This window comes from Citrobacter sp. CRE-46 (genome assembly GCF_059615875.1).
Genome location: NZ_CM184341.1, coordinates 2,873,712 through 2,891,918, shown reverse-complemented (window position 1 = coordinate 2,891,918; position 18,207 = coordinate 2,873,712). Strand labels below are relative to the sequence as shown.

Annotated in this window: 16 protein-coding genes and 2 tRNA genes; 4 read left to right on the top strand and 14 right to left on the bottom strand. The window is 50.4% G+C overall.

Features of this window, described 5'->3' with window-relative positions; translation table 11 throughout:
- Positions 1-144: 144 nt before the first annotated feature.
- Genes AC534G_RS14065 through AC534G_RS14055 form a run of 3 tightly spaced genes read left to right on the top strand, consistent with a single transcriptional unit; the run spans position 145 to position 2,940 of the window.
- Positions 145-1,200: an ABC transporter substrate-binding protein gene (locus AC534G_RS14065; protein WP_110498142.1), complete on the top strand. Its 1,056-nt coding sequence runs from the start codon at positions 145-147 to the stop codon at positions 1,198-1,200.
- Positions 1,187-2,191, top strand: coding sequence for a FecCD family ABC transporter permease (locus AC534G_RS14060; RefSeq protein WP_069324216.1), 1,005 nt, complete (start codon positions 1,187-1,189; stop codon positions 2,189-2,191). The genes AC534G_RS14065 and AC534G_RS14060 overlap by 14 nt, the downstream gene beginning before the upstream one ends.
- Positions 2,188-2,940 carry an ABC transporter ATP-binding protein gene (locus AC534G_RS14055; RefSeq protein WP_110498140.1) on the top strand — a complete coding sequence of 251 codons (753 nt, stop codon included), beginning with the start codon at positions 2,188-2,190 and terminating at the stop codon, positions 2,938-2,940. Before AC534G_RS14060 ends, AC534G_RS14055 begins: the two co-directional genes overlap by 4 nt.
- Here the strand turns inward: AC534G_RS14055 and AC534G_RS14050 are convergent.
- The 14 genes from AC534G_RS14050 to AC534G_RS13985 form a co-directional block, all read right to left on the bottom strand.
- Positions 2,927-3,649 carry a substrate-binding domain-containing protein gene (locus tag AC534G_RS14050; RefSeq protein ID WP_110498138.1) on the bottom strand — a complete coding sequence of 241 codons (723 nt, stop codon included), beginning with the start codon at positions 3,647-3,649 and terminating at the stop codon, positions 2,927-2,929. The two genes, AC534G_RS14055 and AC534G_RS14050, sit on opposite strands and share 14 nt — an antisense overlap.
- Positions 3,650-3,653: 4 nt before the next feature.
- A complete protein-coding gene (locus AC534G_RS14045; RefSeq protein WP_199981165.1) occupies positions 3,654-5,261 on the bottom strand; it encodes an FAD-NAD(P)-binding protein in 1,608 nt (535 codons plus the stop codon).
- 215 nt (positions 5,262-5,476) lie between these two features.
- Positions 5,477-5,553: transfer RNA gene (locus AC534G_RS14040), tRNA-Val, on the bottom strand.
- Between the two features lie 4 nt (positions 5,554-5,557).
- Positions 5,558-5,634 (bottom strand) — tRNA-Val (locus AC534G_RS14035).
- Positions 5,635-6,037: 403 nt separating this feature from the next.
- Positions 6,038-7,042, bottom strand: a complete 1,005-nt coding sequence (gene trpS / locus AC534G_RS14030; protein ID WP_110498134.1) for a tryptophan--tRNA ligase — start codon at positions 7,040-7,042, stop codon at positions 6,038-6,040.
- Positions 7,043-7,260: 218 nt separating this feature from the next.
- Positions 7,261-9,045, bottom strand: a complete 1,785-nt coding sequence (locus AC534G_RS14025) for a diguanylate cyclase (RefSeq protein ID WP_110498132.1) — start codon at positions 9,043-9,045, stop codon at positions 7,261-7,263.
- A gap of 118 nt (positions 9,046-9,163) precedes the next feature.
- Positions 9,164-10,273 (bottom strand): AI-2E family transporter, encoded by a 1,110-nt coding sequence (locus tag AC534G_RS14020; protein WP_069324210.1) that lies wholly within the window; start codon positions 10,271-10,273, stop codon positions 9,164-9,166.
- Positions 10,274-10,509: 236 nt separating this feature from the next.
- Positions 10,510-12,438 carry a putative bifunctional diguanylate cyclase/phosphodiesterase gene (locus AC534G_RS14015; RefSeq protein ID WP_038640345.1) on the bottom strand — a complete coding sequence of 643 codons (1,929 nt, stop codon included), beginning with the start codon at positions 12,436-12,438 and terminating at the stop codon, positions 10,510-10,512.
- 17 nt (positions 12,439-12,455) lie between these two features.
- Complete coding sequence (locus AC534G_RS14010) at positions 12,456-12,950, bottom strand: putative pterin-binding protein (protein WP_038640347.1); 495 nt, start codon at positions 12,948-12,950, stop codon at positions 12,456-12,458.
- Between the two features lie 399 nt (positions 12,951-13,349).
- Complete coding sequence (locus AC534G_RS14005; protein ID WP_110498130.1) at positions 13,350-13,991, bottom strand: helix-turn-helix transcriptional regulator; 642 nt, start codon at positions 13,989-13,991, stop codon at positions 13,350-13,352.
- Between the two features lie 124 nt (positions 13,992-14,115).
- Positions 14,116-15,084, bottom strand: a complete 969-nt coding sequence (locus AC534G_RS14000; RefSeq protein ID WP_038640351.1) for a threo-3-hydroxy-L-aspartate ammonia-lyase — start codon at positions 15,082-15,084, stop codon at positions 14,116-14,118.
- Positions 15,085-15,111: 27 nt separating this feature from the next.
- Entirely contained in the window at positions 15,112-15,507 is a 396-nt protein-coding gene (locus tag AC534G_RS13995; RefSeq protein WP_085049410.1) for a RidA family protein, read from the bottom strand.
- A 225-nt stretch (positions 15,508-15,732) separates the two neighbouring features.
- On the bottom strand, positions 15,733-16,041 hold the full coding sequence (locus AC534G_RS13990) for a monooxygenase (RefSeq protein ID WP_038640354.1): 309 nt from the start codon (positions 16,039-16,041) through the stop codon (positions 15,733-15,735).
- A gap of 39 nt (positions 16,042-16,080) precedes the next feature.
- Positions 16,081-16,872, bottom strand: coding sequence for a PhzF family phenazine biosynthesis protein (locus tag AC534G_RS13985; protein WP_038640355.1), 792 nt, complete (start codon positions 16,870-16,872; stop codon positions 16,081-16,083).
- A 134-nt stretch (positions 16,873-17,006) separates the two neighbouring features.
- On the opposite strand from AC534G_RS13985, the gene AC534G_RS13980 reads away from it, so the two are divergent.
- Complete coding sequence (locus AC534G_RS13980; protein ID WP_496594417.1) at positions 17,007-17,705, top strand: RluA family pseudouridine synthase; 699 nt, start codon at positions 17,007-17,009, stop codon at positions 17,703-17,705.
- Positions 17,706-18,207: the final 502 nt, after the last annotated feature.

Sequence of the window (18,207 nt, the reverse complement as noted above, 5' to 3'; positions counted from 1 at the left end):
TGGTCATTGCCGTCGGCTTTATTTTTGCCCACAAAAATTGATCTTCCTCGTGTGTAGCGCGGTAATTATCGCTAATGGGTTGCCAGTTATATCGTTATATAATTTAATATATATCGTTTTTATTCCTCATCCAGATGGTACCCCATGTTAACTCTCCGTTCTTTTGTGCTGGTTTGCGCCAGCTTCCTGGTGGCGTTCTCCGCGCAGGCCGAGCGTACGATTACCGATCAGCTTGGTCGTCAGATCACGATTCCAGACCATGTCGACAACGTGGTTGTGCTGCAACACCAGACGCTGAATATTCTGGTGCAACTCAACGCCCAGCAAGACATTGTTGGTGTAATGTCGAGCTGGAAAAAACAGCTCGGACCTGAATTCGCGCGTTTCATGCCGAAGATAACGACATTGCCGACGCCGGGCGATCTCACCAGCGTGAATATCGAGAGTCTGCTGGCGATTCACCCACAGGTCGTCTTTGTTGCCAACTATGCGCCTGCGGAGATGATTCAGCAGATTCAGAACGCCGGTATTCCGGTGGTCGCGATCTCATTGCGTCAGGATGCTGATGGTCAGCAGAATAAAATGAATCCGACTATGGCCGATGAAGAGCAGGTCTACAACGAAGGGTTAAAGCAGGGAATTCGCCTGATTGCGGATGTTGTGGGGCGCAAAGCGCAGGCAGAAACGTTGATCGATTACGTTTTTGCGGCGCGGGCAAAGTTCAACGCGCCAGTTGCCAACATTCCTGATGCGAAAAAGGTGCGTATTTATATGGCTAACCCTGATCTGATGACTTACGGCTCCGGGAAGTATACGGGACTGATGATGCAGCATGCGGGGGGATTAAACGTAGCGGCGGCCAGTGTGAAAGGCGCCCGTCAGGTCGCGCTTGAGCAGGTATTAGCGTGGAATCCGCAGGTGATTTTTGTTCAGGACCGTTACCCGCAGGTGGTGACGGAGATCCAAAACGATCCCAACTGGCAGGGGATTGATGCGGTGAAAAATCATCGCATCTGGCTGATGCCGGAATACGCCAAAGCCTGGGGGTATCCGATGCCGGAAGCCTTGGCGATAGGTGAACTGTGGATGGCCAAAAAACTGTATCCGGACGCCTATAAAGACGTGGATGTCGATGCGCAGGCGCAAGACTACTATCAGCGTTTTTATCGTGTGAACTGGCAGTCTGATGCAGCTAAGTAACCGCATTTTACCCCAGCAGCCGCTGCTAATGGCGGCGGTCTTATTACTGGGCGTCAGCTCGCTGTGCCTCGGACAATATCCGCTGTCGTTAAGCGAGGTATTTTACCATCTGACGCACTATAGCGACGCCGCAGGGATTGCCAGCCAGATTGTCTGGACGGTGCGGTTACCACGAATTCTGATCGCGTTGCTGGCGGGGGGCGCGTTGGGTTTATGCGGCGCGACGCTGCAAGGGGTATTTCATAATCCACTGGTCGACCCGCATATTATCGGCGTAACGTCGGGGGCTGCTTTTGGCGGTACGCTGGCGATTCTGCTCGGTCTTTCGCCGTGGCTGATGATGGGCTCAACGTTTTTCTTCGGTCTGACGGCGCTGATTCTGGTGTATGCCATCGCTACATTGCAGGGGCTGGAGAATACGCTGGTGCTGATCCTGTCGGGTATCATTCTGAGCGGTTTCTTTGCCGCACTGGTGAGTCTGATTCAGTATCAGGCGGATACCGAAGAGACGTTACCGAACATTGTGTTCTGGCTGCTGGGGAGTTTTGCGACGGCCAACTGGCATAAAGTTCTGCTGTTGGCGATTCCGGTGGGTATCGCCGCGACGGTTTTGTATCAGTTACGCTGGCGGATAAATCTGCTATCGCTCAATGATAAAGATGCCAGAGCGCTGGGCGTGGCGGTGGTTCCTCTGCGACGCAGCGTGCTGGTGTGCTGCGCTTTTTTAGTCGCCGCTCAGGTGGCGGTAAGCGGCAGTATTGCCTGGGTCGGTCTGGTTATTCCGCATCTGGCACGTTTGCTGGTGGGTGTCGATCATCGTCGGTTGCTCCCTTGTGCCTTCTGGCTGGGGGGCGGTTTTATGATTGTGGTGGATGATATTGCGCGCACCCTGATGCCTGCGGAGATCCCGCTGGGGATCATCACTGCATTATTTGGCGCGCCGCTGTTTGCTCTTTTACTCATCCGCAACAGCCGTCGGAGGAAACAATGAAATCTGTCGCACTGCGCGTGAATCGGCTGACTTACGGGTATCGCGCACCGCTATTTGAGCCGCTTACGTTCAGTTGCCGGAAAGGTGAGGTCTGGGCGGTGCTGGGACGTAACGGTCTGGGTAAAAGTACGCTGCTCGATACGCTAACCGGCACGCTGCCTGGTTTGGGCGGCAGTATTGAGAATGCCGGTGGAATTGGGATTGTGGCGCAACATTGTCATCTGCCGTTTCCCTATACGGTCAGCGATGTGGTACTGATGGGGCGGGCACAACACGTGAAGTTATTTGCGCAGCCCAGCCAGCAGGATCAAAAAAGGGCAGCGCAGGCGCTGGAGCAACTTAATATCGCACATCTTGGCGCCTGCTCGTTTGGTTCACTCTCTGGCGGGCAACAACAGTTAGTGATGATAGCCAGGGCATTGGTCACGGAATGCCAGACGTTATTGCTTGATGAACCATGTTCCGCGCTGGATCTCGCTAATCAGCAGGTGGTGCTGCAGCTCATCAGCGATCTGGCTCGCCAACAAGGCTGCAGCGTGCTGTTTTCAACCCACGATCCGCTGCATGCGCTACAGATAGCCACGCATACGCTGCTGCTGCTTCCTGAAGGAAAATGGCGGGCAGGGCCGACGGACAGCATCGTGACGGAAGATAATCTGTCCCAGGCCTATGGATTACCGTTGCGAAAAGTGAACGTTGACCATTACCAGACGCCGTTTATTGCGCCGCTGTTTTCTATTCGTCGGTAAGTGGTATAAAACCGGCGGCGATCAGAAATTCCTGACCGCCGTTGCCGAGCATAAACTCAACCAGCGCCAGCGCATCTTTGGATGCCTCCAGCAGCGCCAACTGGTATTCACATTGAATGTTATATTCAGCCGGAATCGCTACATAACGAACGTTGGGTAGTGTGCGGAGCGTTTTTGCATAATGCGCGTAGCCGATAAACAGATCGGCCAGTCCCTGACGCAGGACCCAGGCGCTGGCCAGTTCTCCCTGCGGGATCCTCACGGTGTCTCGACCACCAACCAGGGGAATGGCCCTTTCGCGAAGCTGCTGCCCAAGGCCCCTCTCCAGCGCATCCATCTTGTCAAAAAATGCCCAGGTATAATCCCCGGAAGGGTCACAGCCGGGCGTAGAGGTACCAATTCGCAGGGTAGGGCTTCGCAGCAAATCCAGCCATTCACCGGTCCGGTTGGTAACCAGACCCAGTTGGTTCCAGCAAAAGGTGTGCGTTGAGAGAGCTTTATGCTGAGCCAGAAGGCGTTGCGGATGCTCCCGACTGGCCGAAGCAAACAGCGCACAGGGTTCGCCTGCTTCAATCCGCTCGCGCAATAAACCGGCTGGACCATATTCCACTTTCACATCTATTCCACTTATGTGCGTGAAATGGGTTATCAGCGGAGTCAGTGCCGGACGTAAACTGCCGGCTGCAAGCAGAGTGATGGAAGAAGACATCGCGTCACGCCTCGTAATAGGGTAAGCGTCGACGAAGACGCGTGGCTGGCCGGGAAATGGCACGCGCGACGCACTGGCCAATTTCTGCGCAGGCAGTAAGCCCTTGCACAAACGGTTGATCGTGCATCAGCCAGGGAAGTGCGGCGAGCGCAATGCGGCCCCGGACGATATCAGGCGCCTGTAACGTATAGTCATCGCCGACATCCGGTATTTCCTCACTCGCGGATTGCAGTTGATCCCGCAGCGATGGAAATGGCAGATCTTTAATTTTTAACGCTTTCTGGCCTCTGGCATCGATAAAAACGTCAAACTTATAGGTTTCGCCCTGAGCGCGTATCACCGTCATTTTCTCTTTTTGCTCTAACTGATAATCCTGACCGAGCGCGCGAATATTCAGGATCCCGGCCTCACGCAGCGCCAGTAATCTACGGATCGACTGTGAAGGAATGGCTGCATAGTTATCGATAAAGACGCGAGCAAGTCCATTGTTAAACCGCTCTCTGTCTTTCTCATCCAGCCACGGGACAATTTCCTGTACGGCCTCATGCAGTCGCAGAATAGCGTAACGCCAGGCAACCGTGTGTTTTTCACGTTTATTGCGTTCGACTTCTTCAAGATTGGCTGCGGCCCAGTGAAACGGATCGTGCTTTTTACGGGCAGCGAACCAGACATCCGTAAAGCTGTCGGCGTTCAGGGAAGAGAGGGCGACTTCTTTGCTCCAGACAGGGTCTGCCAGCTCAATTTCTTTGACTATGAGCATAAAGATCCTGTCCAGCAGCCCAGCAGAACCAACTGCAATACATTGTTCCAGTGCCTCAGTAGTCACAATGGAGAGTGGTTCATAGGGGAGAGGGCAGTAAAAATCGGCTTCCGGTAGAATGCCAGAACGGGACATGAGGAGAATGTTGAGATCCTGACTGCCTTCATTTCTTTCGAAATGAACACCCTGCGCATCATCTAATACAAACCTGCCGTGTTGTGCGACGACGGCCATAGCCGCATCGATAGCGCTCAGCGATGTACCCAAAATTCCTACATTACACGCCGGGATTTTGGCCTCCATAAGCCCGGTCCACGGACTCGGGAAGAAGGTACGTGACGCGCTTTGTGCGTCAGGCCAGACGTGACCCGTGGCGATGACAGCAAGATCAAAATGCTCCGGGTCGTTATGATCGCTGCAAATAACAACGCCATCCGTTGTGGCTTTGACATCCTTGACCTGACAGGACTCGTGTACGGTGACGTTAAACCCCTGTTTGTCCGCAAGGTCTACAAGGCGTAAAAACTGGTCACGAAAATATTCACCAAGCAGAATTCGCGGCAGAAATTGTCGGTCATGCAGCGAGGCGTGTTTCACGCCATAACGGGCTAAATGTTCAACGCTCTGTTGGCGTAACCAGTCGAGATAAGAAGAGGTAATGGGGGGTATTTCAATACTGGCGATATTTGCCAGCATCAATCGCGAGTTTTCCTCATCGCTATAGGGCATGCCTACCCCAGCTTCATTCGATTGTTCGTAGAGGCTAATTGAAAGCGGGGTTTGATGCTTGAGAAGCGCGAGTAACGTATAGATTCCTGTCGGTCCCGTACCGACGATAGCGATCTTGTTCATCTTATCCACCTGATATTATTTTTATGCCCTGTGATCGATGTTCTGTGTCGGCATTGTGCCGAAAACAAGCGAAGCAGGATAAGTGTGGTCGATAACGGCGCAGGAGACAAACGGGATAGACGGCAAGAATAGCGAAATCGCTCAGGACGGCAACAACAATTAGGGGATTTTATCGAGAATAATGTAAGGGGAAAGGCACCACATCAAAAGTGATATGGTGCGTCCGAGTGGACTCGAACCACCGACCCCCACCATGTCAAGGTGGTGCTCTAACCAACTGAGCTACGGACGCAATATGGTGCGTTCAATTGGACTCGAACCAACGACCCCCACCATGTCAAGGTGGTGCTCTAACCAACTGAGCTATGAACGCAACGTTGTAGGTGACAACGGGGACGAATATTAGCGGCACAGACCGAATGAGGCAAGAGGGAAATCGCATTTTTCTTCCTGATCTCACGCGTTTGCAGAGTAATTAAGCAAGTTGATTATATTTTGTTGATTTTGCAGCGTGTTTTTTATTCAGGGGGGGAGATGGACTGGACATTAGTGGTTAACTGATATCCGAAAAGTTGATAGTGAAAAAAAGCCTGCATGGGCACGGACCCTGGCAGGCGTAAAGAAGAGAATTCGAACTTTTTATAATGAGGCGTAATAATAAGATAGTTACATCTCACTCTCTTAGTAGCGGTTATGCTATTGAAAAACTTAAGCGTAACCACATTTTTTAATGTTTAGCGGGAGTTATCAGTCATCCTGTATTTTTCTATTCGTGTTCAGAACACCGGTAAACCCAGCCCTTGTTTCACTTCTCTTAATGTCTGCTGTGTGACTTCGTGCGCCTGTTCACTGCCTTTTTTCAGCATCGCCATCAGCATGCCTTTATCCTGAATGTAAGTTGCCCGACGCTCACGCATCGGCGCGATGAGTTCTTGCAAGCACATCTCCAGCTCATTTTTGCATGCCCTGTCACCTAATCCGCCGCGCTGATAATGCGCTTTCATCTCCGCCACTTTGATTTTATCTGGGTGAAACGCGTCGAGGTAGGTGAATACGATATTGCCGTCAATCTGCCCCGGATCGGACACTTTCAGATGATTAGGGTCGGTGTACATTGCGCTGACGGCGCGATGAATGGTTTCCTCGCTGGCGGACAACAGAATTGTATTACCTAGTGATTTCGACATCTTGGCGTTACCGTCGATACCGGGCAGACGACTGGTTTCACTCAGCAACGCTTTACAATGCGACAAGACTGGGGCAGGTAATAAGCTGTTCATTTTATGCACGATTTCATTGGTCTGTTCAATCATCGGCAGTTGATCGTCGCCGACCGGAACCACTTCAGCTTTGAAGGCTGAAATATCTGCCGCCTGACTGATGGGATAAACCAGAAAGCCAACCGGTAACGAGCGGGCGAACCCTTTCTGCGCAATTTCGTTTTTGACCGTAGGATTACGTTCCACGCGCGCCACGGTAACAATGTTCATATAAAGCGCGGTCAGTTCGGCAAGGGCGGGCAAGGCCGATTGCAAACAAATGGTGGTGAGTGAGGGGTCTATGCCCGCGGCGAGATAGTCAGCCAGCACTTCGGGAATGTTGTTTTGGATCTTTTGTGGCGTACTGCCGTTATCGGTCAGTCCTTGCAGGTCCGCGACCAATATAAACTGCTGATAATCGTGCTGCAGCGTGGCGCGTTGGCGCAACGAGCCAACATAGTGGCCGAGGTGCAGCGGGCCAGTAGGACGATCGCCAGTGAGGATGATGGTTTTGTTGTTCATATAAGACTCCTTGATCGTAAAACCGAAAGGGGTCTTCAAATGCAAATAACCGCCTTTCGGCGGTTATTTAAAATGGGGGAAACACATTCTGACCGCCTTTAAGAAGGCAGCCACCACAGATTATGAGTAAAAGCGTTGATATCGTGTCTGGTGTTCATCCCGTCAACTTACCACTACCTGACGTAGAGGTAAAGCAATGCGCCGACAACTGACATAGTTCAGCTTGCTTCCAGCATGCCAAAGCTCACAATGCGCGAGCGCCCCAGTTCTTTTGCGCGATACAGCGCGACGTCTGCGGCACGCAGCAGATTATCGCTTTGGGCATGCTGCGGGTAGCTGGCAACACCGATAGAGACATCCACGTGACCAATATCGGATACGCCAAAGCGCAGTGACAATTCGCGTACGCCGTTGTAAATATCCGTTGCAAAGCTATTGGCCGCCTGTTCATCCGCACCTGCCAGCAGGACCAGAAACTCTTCGCCACCGTAACGGAAAGCCATGCCGCTGTCGTGGACAACGCGCTGAATAATGGCGGCGATACTTTTTATCACACTATCGCCAGCCTCATGGCCAAAGCGATCATTGATGTTTTTGAAATGGTCGATATCGATCATCAGGCAACTGATCGGTTCTTGGGTACGAACCGCCTGGCTCATCTGGGTACGGAGAGTATCTTCAAGATGATGACGATTGCGCAGACCGGTTAGGGGGTCGTATAGCGCTTTCTCCAGCAGCGCATCGCGCAAGCGTTGGTTGGCTAATGCCAGGCCGAGTGCTTCTGCCATCAGTTCCAGGTAGGCGCGAGATGAGGTGGAATCCTCGCTGAGATTCTGAAATGAGAGCAGGCCGATGGCTTCACCCTGGGCAATCAGCGGCACGCATAAGGTATGCCGCTGGCACGACTCTGGCAGGTGGTAGCAGGCGATATCCGGTTCGTCTTGTACCGGTGGATGGCTCTGGCCGCGGCGTACCGCCCAGCATTCGTCCGGGTGAAACGCATCGGCTTTACCCTCTGGTGAGAGCCACTGCGCAACGCAGCGCATCTGCCAGGGCTCCCGATCCAGTATGTACAGTCGGCCGGCGATACCTGGAGCAATATTCGGCGCGAACAGTTCCGCCACATTAATAACATCGGCAAAACTTTCGCACCCCTGCAGACGCTGCGTCATGCGAGCCAGTAGTTCGCGGATCCCCCAGTCGGCGTCTCTCTCTTTCTCCAGCCGCTGACGGGCCAGCCCGTTCTCGCGAAAAATCCGGATCGCCTGGGCCATATCGCCAATTTCATCGATCTGGTTAAAGCTGGGTGTCTCGACAGCATAATCTTGCGATGCCAGACGGTTAACTACATCGCTCAAACGCACCACCGGGCGCAACACACGGCGCTTCAATATAAACCCAAGAACGAACAAAAATAGCAGCGCCGTAAGACCGACCATCACTTCAGAGGCTGTGCGCAGTGTACGTGACGCCTGAGTGGCATCTTCAATGGCATTGAGTACACGGTTGTCGAGCAACTGGCGGAAATGGTCAATCCGGTCCTGTGCCCGCTCCAGTTCCTGTTCATAGGTTTTGCTGAAGAGCAGGGCAATCGCTTGTGTGTGTTCTCCCCGCGCGACGCTGGCCAGCGCTGCGGTTTGTTCGTCCTGCAGGGCATCAACAATCTGCAATCCTTCATGCAATAGCGCCAGTTCTTCACCTGTCGCTCCGGCATCTTTCAACGCTGCCAGGCGATGCTCAACGGCTTTCAGTGACGCCTCTTTCTGACGATAGTTGTTCAAAGCATCAGGGTCTTTACTGACCACGTAGAGACGCGCCATATCAGACAGCGACCAGGCGTCGAGTTCCACTTCTTCGGTCAGTTGGTCAAATTTATAACGTTGTTCCACCACCTGGCGTTCGGTGTTATCGGCGTTGGACGCCATCAGCATGACAACGCCGGAGGCGATGGTCAGGCATACCGTCGCGCTGTAGGCCCAGTTGGTGATTGTGGCTATTCGCACTGATTAGTTCCTTCTGCGACGATTAATCAATTAGCATGATTGAAATTATAGGAAACGTATGATTTTGCGTGAAAATAAAAAAGGCGGCTCTGGGCCGCCTTCTGTTATCGTCCTGACATCATAAATCTGGAGGATTTTTTCCTTCTTCCATAAAGGCTTCGTCGATACCTTCCACGTTACCGGCATGATCGCGCCCGGAAAACAGGTTCCAGCAGGTAATGAACAGCGCGGCGATCAGCGGGCCAATCACAAACCCGTTAATGCCGTAAATCTCCATCCCGCCGAGGGTGGTTATCAGAATCAGGTAGTCCGGCATTTTGGTGTCTTTTCCTACCAAAAGCGGGCGCAGGATGTTGTCCACCAAACCGACGATAATCACGAAGAACCCGACGATAAACAGCCCTTGCCACAGTTGGTGCGTAGCGAAGAGGAATATGGCTGCGGGTACCCAGACGATTGCCGAGCCGACGGCAGGCACCAGAGAGAGAAATGCCATTAATGCGCCCCACAGAACGCTGCCGTCGATATCCACAATCGCAAACGCGATGCCGCCAAGAATCCCCTGAACTAAAGCCACAACCGCTGTGCCCTTGACGGTTGCGCGCGTTACACCGACAAATTTGGCGAACAAATGCTGTTTGGCAAAATCAGAAAGTGGTAATGAGTCCAGAATCTGGCGTACCAGATAAGGTCCATCTTTTAACAAGAAAAACAGCAGATACAGCATGATGCCAAAGCTGATGGCAAAGCCGAATGTCCCTTTACCGATCAGAAACGCGCTGCCCGCAAGGTACTGGCCGCCTTGCAACACAATGTCGGACAGCTTTTTCTGGATTTCTGCAACATTATCCAGATTGTGTTCTGCGAGGAATCCTCGCGCCCAGCCAGGAAGATACGAAAGAATAGAGGTGACGACTTCGGGAAACTGCGTGTCGTTTTGTTGCAGTTTGTTGTACACCACATTGAGTTCAATGGCCAGCGATGACAGGATCACCATGAGTGGGATAAAGACAATTAAACAGATAATGGCGATGGTTATTAACGATGCCAGCCCGTTGCGTTCGCCAAGTGCGCTGCGCAACCTGTTTTTTACCGGGTTAAAAATAGTCGTTAAGATCGCGGCCCACAAAATGGCGGAAAAGTAGGGGGACAGCACGTCGAAGAACGCCCAGGTAACGAGGGCAAGTATGAAAATGAAGAAACCTTTGGTCAGTCCGTTAAATCGCATCGGTGAATCCTGTAATGAGAAGCAGTCCCGACTATAGAACCGTTCTGAGGATTTACCAACTTTTGCTGAAGATCTCTGCTCATTACTTGCGGATACCGACTCACGTAAGCTCAGAGAGGATATCGTCCCATCATTTTTTTTAAACAGGTAATGAAACAGGTCATTTCCGTAAAACCTACATAGTGGGGCAACAGTGTTGTTGCCCCAATTTAGCGGCCAGGGATATCCGTTCAGATTTAGCCGTGTCTGATTTTCCCATCAATTCCCGGTTGAGGTTTACCAAACAGATATCCTTGCGCGAAATCACAGCCCAGTGCCTGAAGTTTTTCCAGTTGTTCCTGTGTTTCAACGCCTTCTGCAACAGCCTTCATATTAAGGGATTTCGCCATGCCTGTAATGAGTTTGATAATATTAAGGGCATCGTCCTGGGTAGATAGTGAATGTACAAAGGACTTATCTATTTTTATTTTATCGAAGGCCAGCCGGCTCAACCGGGAAAGAGAAGAATACCCGGTACCAAAATCATCGATGGAGATTTTCACGCCCAGCGCCCTGAGTTTATTCAGCGTATTCATCGGCGTATTACTCTCAGTAAAGATAGAGGATTCAGTGACCTCCAGTTCAAGGCGTTGAGCGGGGAGTCCTGTTTCTTTCAGAATAGTCAGCACTATTCCGGCAAAGGCTTTGCTGCTTAGCTGTACCGGCGAGACATTGACTGAAATTTTGGCCGGAATCGTCCAGGAAGCCGCTTCCGTACAGGCCATTTCCAGCACAAATTTTCCCATCTCGTTAATCATGCCTGTTTTTTCAGCAACAGGAATAAAGCTATCCGGCGACAGGAGGCCCTTTAGAGGGTGAACCCAACGAATAAGGGCTTCATAGCTGTAAATTTCCCGGCTGAAAGAATCCACAATAGGCTGATAATAAACCACGAATTCTTTATTCACTATGGCCATCGCCATATCATGCTCAAGCGTTCTGCTTTCTTGCAGCTTTTCTAACATCCATTGCCGGAAGACTTTTATCTTACCTGAACCTTCATTTTTAGCTTCATACAGGGCCAGATCTGCAAATTTATAAAGATAATCGGAGCGGCGTTCTGTTTCTGATATAACAATCCCAACACAGGTAGTTATGTTTATAATTGTGTTATAAATCGTGTAGGGTTGGCTGATAAAATCGCATATCTTTTGGGCGCGCGAAACGGCCTGGCTCTCTGTCAGGCCACTTGAGAGAAACGCAAACTCATCTCCACCTAAGCGATACAGCGTATCTGAAGTGTGGCTCATTGAAATCAGACGGTCCGATATCTGGCGTAATAAAATATCACCGGCATCATGACCATAGGTATCATTTACCTCTTTGAATCGGTCTAAATCAAACAGCATCACAGTCACGGAATCGTTGTTTTTTTCTGCCATCTCGATTGTTTGATTTAAATTCCCCCAGAAGAATTGGCGGTTATTCATATCAGTAAGCGAGTCATGGTAGACGTCATATTCCAGTTTTGCATTCTGGATTTGCAACTTTTCTTTAGAACTCTGAAGTTCTTCAGCGAGACTCTTTACCTGAAGATGCGCTCGCAGAATATTTCTGTTCTGAAAGAATATCAGTACACCCAGTATCGCACTCAGTATGATCAGCAGAACAGAGGTTGCCGAGTAAATATAGTACAGCGTTTGAATTTTAAGGTTGGCGTTATTGATCGAGTTAACATCCTTATTTAACGCGCCGGATGAAAGGCGGCCAAGTTGCGAATCCAGCGCATGCATTTTTTTCAGGTATGCCTGGAGTTCTGAACGGTTCATCTTCTCGAGGTTAAGGTCCAGATAGTTAAGCGTATTTTCAAGTTTTAACGCCAGTTCACTGTGCGCCTGATTGCTCGCTATATAGTGCCCTAAATCACCTTCTTTTATCAAATCACTCTGGCTAAGCATAATGTCGAGGCGCAAGCGCACCTCATCGAGGTTCATCGCTTCATCGATAGTGTAGAGACCAAGCAATGATTCGAATCGGTAATATTGCGATACCATTTGCGCAGCGGACCATGAATCGGTGTAATGCGTTAATTTCTGTAACTCTTGCTGCCTTTCATGCACCAGGAAGGAAATATACCCAGTAGATATAAAAAGAAAAAATATGATGCCAGCCAGTATTCTGTTCATGATGTTCCTCTGAACGCTTACTCAATATCCATTCTACTGACCTGCCATGCTGACCTTGAGTAATAAATCTGATTATTCAGTTCAGATATGCTGTCATAGGGATACACAATGAATAACGGCCCTTTATCACGGATTTGCATATATTTTCCGTTGATTTTTAAAGCAAGAATGACATTGTACTTCTTGAAATCATTGAGAGGGATAACGGTGGTGTAGTCATTGAGCGCAGTAACTTTTACAACCGTGCCTTTCGCCCCAACAAAATCCATGAGCTTTTGTAGTGGAATACCCGTAAAAGTCGTGCGTCCATTATACCAAGGAGAAGTGGTCTGAAAACTTACCATGCCCAGTTTCTCGAGGCTGGCGGTATCAAAAGTGGCTTTCCCGTCTTCATTTGTATTTTCTATATTACCGGACACGGTTAAAAGGACTTTGCCCGTAGGTTTGGAAAGTTCACCCGCCCAGAGCTGTGTGGAGACGACCAGGCTTAACAACATGACAAATAACCGCATTCTGACCTCACCTGACTTCCGGATGTAAAAAGATTATAATTTAGATATTATGCTATTTATATATACTGTATGGACATTATTTTACAGTACGCCTGTTTCTCTTTTAACTTAATGAAATCAGTAGGTTAGTATGGGCCATTTTATGCATTGATTAAGTAAGGCCGATGCTGTCATTTAAAATACCGCTAAAATTTACCCCGTCTGTATAAAAATAATCTATCAATTCAGTCAGCGCAAATAAATACCTACGAATGCCAAGGTTTATTTTTTGCAGTCATAAGGTGTCGTTTTTTCGTTGGATGATAATTTCTGGCTGTAAAGCAGCCCCGTAAGTGGGCTTGCTGCGTGCCAGCAATGATTGACAGGCAAGTTGAGGCAGTTATGCCTGTCTGAATCAGCTTAATCGCGCATGTGTGCCGACTGGCGCGCATACAGGTAAGCGGTGGCTCGCGACACGCCTAAATGCTGCGCGACGGTATCCATTGATTTTCGTACATTCAGCAAACCTTCTTTACGGAGTTGTTGAATCAATAACTTACGGTCTTCAGGTTTGAGTGCGCGCGCCGTGGTCGCGCGTTTAGCGGCAAAGTCATCAATACGCTGGCGAATAACTTCATTACTACCGGGATCGATATGTTCTTTTATGGGGGAGTCTTCGGTTTCAGTAAATTGTGCAAGCGCGCTCTGCATACCCCGAAACAACGTCATATCAACATTAAGGCACAGCGCCGCGACGTATTTACCGTCCTCATCCTTGATACCAATGGAAGTGCTTTTTACCGGACGACCATCAGCAAACTGATTGCTGTAGTTGGCGATGATGCTGGGAAAGTCTGGTGATGCTATGCGCGCCAGACCCAGTTCTGTTGCTGGTTGGCCTGGTTTACGTCCGGAAAGATTATTATGGATGGACAAAATGGCATGTTCAGGTTTTTTGAGGTCGTGAACAACCACTTCACAAAAGGGAGAAAAGGTCTCGCTTAACCCTCTGGCGATAGTATCAAGTTGGCTGAGAAGCGAGTTATTGTCGGTTTTTGGCATGCCAGTCTCCTGCAGTGGTGCCTTTTGCCACGATGACGAGCAGTTTACAGTGAGCAGGGCTCGCTTTTCCAGACGGGAATGTACAGACAGGAATAAGGTATCTGCATGGCAGATACCTTGCTTATCATCCAGCCAGCAATTCACCATAGCGGCTGATGTCCACGTTTCCACCGCTGATAATAATGCCGATTTTCTTACCCTGAAGTTCAGATTTCCGTGCTCTGGCGGCGGCAAAACCCAGACAGCCAGTTGGCTCTACGACGATTTTCATTCGTTCTGCGATAAATTTCATCGCGGTGACTAATTCAGTATCTGAGACAGTCAGAATATCGTTCACGTTTTGCTGAATAATCGCAAACGTATACTGCCCAAGGTGTTGAGTCTGAGCGCCATCGGCTATGGTTTTCGGTGTATCAATATGAACAATGTTGCCGCTGCGAAACGACTGCTGACCGTCATTGCCTGCCTCAGGTTCTACGCCATAGACCACACAGTCAGGGGAAAGATGCCTCGCTGCCAGTGCGGAACCGGATAGCAGGCCGCCGCCACCCAGACATACGAAAAGGACGTCTAACGGTCCCACTTCCTCAATCAACTCTTTCGTTGCGGTGCCCTGGCCCGCAATAACGTGCGGATGATCGTAAGGAGGGATCAGCGTCAGCCCTTGTTTCTCAGCCAGGTCCTGACCAATTTTTTCTCTGTCTTCAGTATAGCGATCGTAAATCACTACATTTCCGCCATACCCTTTGGTCGCGGCAACTTTGGCAGCCGGGGCATCATGCGGCATGATAATTGTCGCCGGAATCCCCAATAATTTTGCCGACAAGGCTATGGCTTGCGCATGATTCCCCGAAGAAAAGGTCACGACGCCCGCAGCCCGTTGTTGTGGCGTGAACTGGCGTAGCGCATTCATAGCGCCGCGAAATTTGAACGCGCCCATTCTCTGGAAGTTTTCGCATTTAAAGAAGACTTCAGCGCCAAATTCTTCATTAACCGTGCGGGACGTCATTACCGGCGTTTTGTTGGCATAATTTGCGATGCGCTCTGCCGCAGCGACAATATCGTTATAATCAGGCAGTGTCATATCAGTCATTTTTATTCACCTGTATGCAGTTAAAAATCAGGCCTGCGCGGCCAAAGCCATCGCTTCGATTTCTACGGCAAAACCGTAATGAAGTTCGGCAACGCCAGCGACAGCACGGGCAGGGCGAAAATCACCGATCCACTCACCATAGATCCTGTTAAATGTCGGCCACTGGTTGATATCCGTCACATAGACACGCACTGAAACCAGATGTTGCCGCGAGACTCCAGCACCAGCCAGACAGGCATCGACATTTTGTAAGGCCAGTCTGGTTTGTTCTTCAAAAGACGCATCGGCTTTTTTTTCGCCATCCAGGGTGACTGGCAGTTGCCCGGAAATGAACACAAAACCGCCTGCCGTTGTACTGTGCGAGTAATGACCCGCCGGGGGGAAACTTCCTGGTGAAGCATTGAGCGTAATGTCTGGGGACATAAGCGATCTCCTGTGTTTTTAGTAATTCAATTTGTATAAAATAATACTGTTTGTATTATTTATACGCCTTCATGCTCCGGTCGGCTAGTGATAGTTTTCATGGGCGCTGATTTTGTGAACTAAAACAAACGTGACACACGCTATATAGCGGATGTTGGGATATGAGTGAGGGGAAAACTGGGGGAGGAGGTATCGCCCCAGAACGGGGCGTTTAAGCCAATAACGTTAGCCAATATGACCGTGGTTAATCTTACTCAATGGCTCATTGATATCGAAGATTTTGAAAAACACTTCTTCCACACCCAGATGCTTCAGGCGGGCAGTATGTTTTTTGATATAAGCCTGTGCGGAGTCTTGATCCTGAAACAGATAGATGCCACCAGCTTCATGATTGGCTTCGTTCTCGGTCCAGATTTTCCAGATAAAGCCCGGCTCCTGATTGATGGATTCGGCCAGTTCGACAAGTTGCTGCGACATCTCGGCGCCAAACGGACCATGAAAATTAAAGTGAATCTGCACCAGTTTGTTCGACATATATCCTCCCTGGATTGGGTTGTGTAACGGATAAGAGGGTTAGCGTAGCAGCACTTTACCCGTCAGGTAAGTGGTTGCCTGCCCGCCAATATAAACGCGAGAGTCCGCCAATTGACAGCGTAAATCTCCCCCGCGTTCAGATACCTGACGCGCCAACATTTCTGTTTTATTCAGTTTTGCGGCCCAGTAAGGAATGAGCATGCTATGCGCCGAACCCGTTACGGGATCTTCTGCGACGGCCTCGCCCGGGCAGAAGAAACGGCTGACAAAATCATATTCCCCGTCGCCAGGCGCGGTAATACAAACCATTTTGCCTAGTGGAACCATGGCGTGGATATTCGGACGTACAGCCTCGACCTGGTGCTGATCCTCCAACACCACCATGTAATCGCGCCCCACGCGAACTTCTTTATATTCTGTGATGCCCAACGCTTCCAGCAGTAAGGCGGGCGGTACGACAGGCTCGCTTTGCCAGGCAGGAAAATCAAGCGTCAGCCATTCACCGCTGCGTGTGACCATCAGCGGACCTACAAATCGGGTGGCAAAATGGATCGTCGTGTCCGGGTAATCCAGATGTTCGAAAATCACATGCGCCGCGGCAAGCGTGGCATGCCCACAGAGATTAATTTCTCCCTGCGTGGTAAACCAACGTAGCTCAAAGCCATTATCATTGGCGACAAAGAAAGCGGTTTCCGACTGGTTATGCTGCTGCGCCATTTTTAATAATGTTTCATCGGGCAGCCAGTCCGTGAGGGGACATACAGCGGCGGCATTACCAGCAAACGTCGTGGTGCTAAAGGCGTCTACCATATAAAAATCGATTTGTTGCACTGTGTAACCCTCTCTTTGCACTCGGGATAACCTCCACTCTACCATGTAATGATTGCCATTAGTTACGCGGGTCGATTCGCCAGTGCAGTGAAAATTCGTTATCATCCATGCCCACATTCCATCCTGGCCGTCTGATGTCTACAATCCTTGATACCTTTATTGCCCCGCCTTGTCATGACCAGATAGAGATTCTCTATCAGGACGAGCATCTGGTGCTTATCAATAAACCCACAGGGCTGCTTAGCTTGTCGGGGAAAAATCCGCAGAATCTCGATTCGGTACATCACCGGCTGGTACAGATTTATCCCGGTTGCACGTTGGTCCATCGGCTTGATTTCGGCACCTCCGGGCTGATGGTGGTGGCACGTAACAAGGGTATTAACGCCGCGCTGTGCCAGCAGTTTAGTCAGCGCATGGTGACGAAGGTATACAGCGCGCTGTTATGCGGGCATTTGGAAAACAATGCAGGGATTATCGACGCAGCGATTAGCAAAGATCCGGCGCGGTTTCCGCTGATGACGATTTGCGCCGTTAACGGCAAGCCCGCGCGTTCGCGTTATCAGGTTGTTGAGCGTTTTCTCCATCGCCAGAAGGACGGGGGATTACTCCCCTTAACGCAGGTACAACTGACGCCTGAAACCGGGCGTACCCATCAACTCCGGATCCACTGTCAGCAGTTGGGACATCCTATTTTGGGGTGCGATTTGTATGGTGGGCGTTTGCTGCCAGGTACTGAACTCACCCCGCGACTGATGCTGCATGCCAGCGCATTGCGTTTCAGGCATCCTGTCAGCGAACAGTGGGTGAATGCCGAAAACGCCAGTCCCTTTTGAAGGCGTAAAAAAGCCGCCTGACGGCGCAATACCGTTCAATTAAGTATGTATGGTGAACATGTGATTCGTGATCAGGATTCCGTTCACCTCAGCCGTATCACTTCTCTAAAGCACAGATACCCGTGAACGTGCAAGGGAGGCTCACTGCCGCCTCCCTTGCATCCCAGGCTCCCGGCGGGAAAATTGCCGACGTGTTTCCGTAAGGCCGGGAGAGCCAGCATGGATGCTGGCTCAGGGCGCGCTTTGCAGGGACGCTACCTCGCGCCCGGCCCGGTAGCCTGGAGGAATGAGCGGAGGGGACCGCGGAGCGGCAATTTTCCCGCCGGGAGCCGGGATTGTAAAGGGCGTGGCGAAGAACGCCCTTTACACGTTCACGGGTATCGATGCTTCAGAGAAACGATGAACATGAGGTGAACGGAATCCTTTCTCTGGGATGGCATATTCATTACTTCCGCCAACACAGGTTGATACTTCCTGAAACTTAAGCGTTAACTGAACGGCA